Annotated in this window: 1 protein-coding gene and 2 pseudogenes; 2 read left to right on the top strand and 1 reads right to left on the bottom strand. The window is 61.0% G+C overall.

Annotation, left to right across the window (positions count from 1 at the left end):
* Positions 1-51: 51 nt before the first annotated feature.
* Positions 52-552: pseudogene (locus PHW99_RS18645) on the top strand (glutamate--cysteine ligase); the annotation flags it as partial.
* Between the two features lie 70 nt (positions 553-622).
* On the opposite strand, the gene PHW99_RS18640 reads toward PHW99_RS18645, so the two are convergent.
* On the bottom strand, positions 623-2,113 hold the full coding sequence (locus tag PHW99_RS18640; protein WP_300181316.1) for a sensor domain-containing diguanylate cyclase: 1,491 nt from the start codon (positions 2,111-2,113) through the stop codon (positions 623-625).
* 222 nt (positions 2,114-2,335) lie between these two features.
* Between PHW99_RS18640 and PHW99_RS18635 the strand changes: the two are divergent.
* Positions 2,336-2,646 (top strand): annotated as a pseudogene (locus PHW99_RS18635) (integrase core domain-containing protein); the annotation flags it as partial.
* Positions 2,647-2,968 lie beyond the last annotated feature (322 nt).

Below are 2,968 nucleotides of genomic sequence, written 5' to 3'. Positions count from 1 at the left end.
CCATACTGGCAAACCATTGGACCCACTCATGGCTAAAGTCATCACTTTGTTATGCTGAAATTTACCTGTTGCAACCAGATCCGCCAGTTGTCCGAACCCGCCCAGGCCCAGGTGCTGCGGGGCATCCAGCGCGGTTTCGAGCGCGAATGCCTGCGGGTGGATCGTTCCGGCCAGCTGGCGGCCACTCCGCACCCGGTGGCACTGGGCTCCAAGCTGACCCACCCCTGGATCACCACCGACTATGCCGAGGCCTTGCTGGAATTCATCACGCCGCCGTCCACCGACCCGGCGTTTCCGCTGGCCTTTCTGACCGACATCCACCGCTTCAGCGCCCAGCAGCTGGGTGGTGAGTTTTTGTGGGCCGGCTCCATGCCGTGCAAGATCGGCACCGATGCCGACATCGCCATCGCCAACTACGGCAGCTCCAACGCCGCACGCTTCAAGCAGGTCTACCGCGAGGGCCTGGGCCTGCGTTATGGCCGTGCCATGCAAACCATTGCCGGCGCGCACTACAACTGGTCGCTGCCACAGGCCTTCCTGCAAGGCCACCCGTCGGACTGGGATTTGGCGGCGCAACCGGCTTTACAGAAAAATTACCTGGCCGCCGTTTTGGCAGGGGCGCTCAGTCCGCACCACGGTCCACGCACGTCCTGTCGCGTCCGTTGGCCTTGGCCTGGTAGAGCGCACGGTCGCTGCGCTGCAGCAGATCCTGCGCCGATTCACCCGCGCAGGCCTCGGCCACGCCGGCGCTGATGGTGAGTGGGTCGGGCATGTCGGGAAAGTGAAGCGCTGCCACAGCAGCCCGCATGCGTTCGACCAGGACCAGCGCGTCCTCCAGCGAAGTCTCTACCAGCAAAACCACGAACTCCTCACCGCCGAAGCGGCCCACGTGGTCACTCTTGCGCAACTGCCCCTGCAGGCAGGCGGCTACCTGGGTGAGAACGGTGTCGCCCACGGGGTGGCCGTACCGGTCGTTGATGCGCTTGAAGTAGTCGATGTCAAAGAAGGCAATTGTCAGGCTGCGTCCATAGCGGTGGGCGCGGGCAATTTCTTCGATCAGGCGCTGGGTCAGCATGCGGCGGTTACCCACGCCAGTGAGTGGGTCGGTCAGCATCAGGTGCTCCAGTTCACCGCGCACCCGCTCTTCGGCGGCCATGGCCCCCAGCAACGCACGGCCGAACGCCATGCAGAAGACCGACACCACAAGGGCAACAAAGAACAAGGCCAGCGTGTGCACGCGCCAGGCGCCGAGCAGATCGTCAATATCCACCGAAACCAACACCACCAACGGATAGCCCGAGACACGAGAAAACGTCACCATGCGCGAACGCCCGTCCACCACTGCCTGACCGGTCTGGTACACGCCCTTGCCCACGGCGCCAAGGTGTTGCTTCCAGGTGGCCGTGTCCGCTATGGAGGTAGCCAGCACCGACGTTTCCATGGGGCTGCGAAACATGAAAACACCGTCCTGACGCAGGATGCTGATGGTCCCGTTGGGTTTGACCCGTTCCGACTCAAAGATGTCGGAGACGCTGTCGACCTCGATCGCCACGAACAACACTGCTACATCGCCACCCGCACGCTCCACCGGAATGGAGATCGGGATACCCCACTTGCCCGTGACCCGGCTGAGCACCGGCTTGGCGATGAAATAGCCTTTGGTGGCAGGATCTTGCTGGGCGCGAAAGTAATCGCGGTCGGACACATTGGTCCGAAGCGCCTGGCCACGGTCCGGGATGTAGCGCAGAATCCCCTGCCGCGTAACCATGCGGATATCGAGCCGACCACCGGACACGTTGCGCATGTGATCCACTAACTCGAGGAATTCTGCTGCTGTGCCCGGATCGGTGTCAGGGTGCGCCTGCACCCAGTGCCGAGCCACCATCAGGAAGGTCTCAGCCTGCTTGAACAAGCCGCGGGTCTGTTCTTCCACTGCTGCGTTCAACTGCTCCATGCTCTGCTCGGTGGCGGCGAAAACGCTATGCCGCTCCCACACGGACCAGAAACCCACGAAGCACCACAGGCACACCATCAGTGTGCCAACCAGGCCCAACACCAAGCGCCGGTTGCTGGGGTGCGCCGCCAGGGGCCACGATGCCTTGACTTTGTCCAACGAAACTCTCCTCGGTATGCATAGTATTGCATACCGAAGCGGTGTTCACGCCTGCGCGCTGGCGCTCCCACTGAAGGTGGACAAGGGGGCCGGCGCCATGCCATAGGCACGCGCAGGTGTTGCGCCAAGGCTGCACGCAGCACGGCATCGCGAGCGCGATACAGATTGGACTTGAGGTCTCCCCCATTTCACGGACACCCTATTGTTCACAAAGAAGGAGTCCAGGGTAGCCAGTACACCAGCATCGCCTTTGGCAATCGGTGCCGGGAAATGAATGTGCGCCCTCCATGAGCACGGTCGGTGATGCGTATGGGTATGACAACGCCATGGCAGAGACCTTCTTTGCCACGCTGGAGTGCGAGCTCATTAAGCGGCGCAACTGGAAGGCCAAGACCGAGGCACGTCTGGCGGTCTTTACCAGGATTGAGAGTCGCTACAACCCAGTGCGGCGCCACTCGGGTCTGAACTATCAATCACCCGTCAACTTTGAAATGAAACACAAAATTCAAAAAAAGCAACCAACATCCAATTGAACACGGCTTACCCACCGGATGCTTCGCATCTGTGGACAGCACGCGTCTTGCACTTGATGGGCGCAGCGATCTGTCCACAGACAAGCCCGGTGAATAAGCCTGCACCCCTGATAATTAGCCCGCTTCATCATGAAGCTAAAACCGTCCGTGAAAACGGGTCAAGTCCATACTGGCAAACCATTGGACCCACTCATGGCTAAAGTCATCACTTTGTTATGCTGAAATTTACCTGTTGCAACCAGATCCGCCAGTTGTCCGAACCCGCCCAGGCCCAGGTGCTGCGGGGCATCCAGCGCGGTTTCGAGCGCGAATGCCTGCGGGT

Source organism: Rhodoferax sp., assembly GCF_028689305.1.
Classification (GTDB): Bacteria; Pseudomonadota; Gammaproteobacteria; order Burkholderiales; family Burkholderiaceae_C; genus Rhodoferax.
Note: the sequence above shows the minus strand (reverse complement) of the source record. Positions and strands in the feature narration are given on the sequence as shown.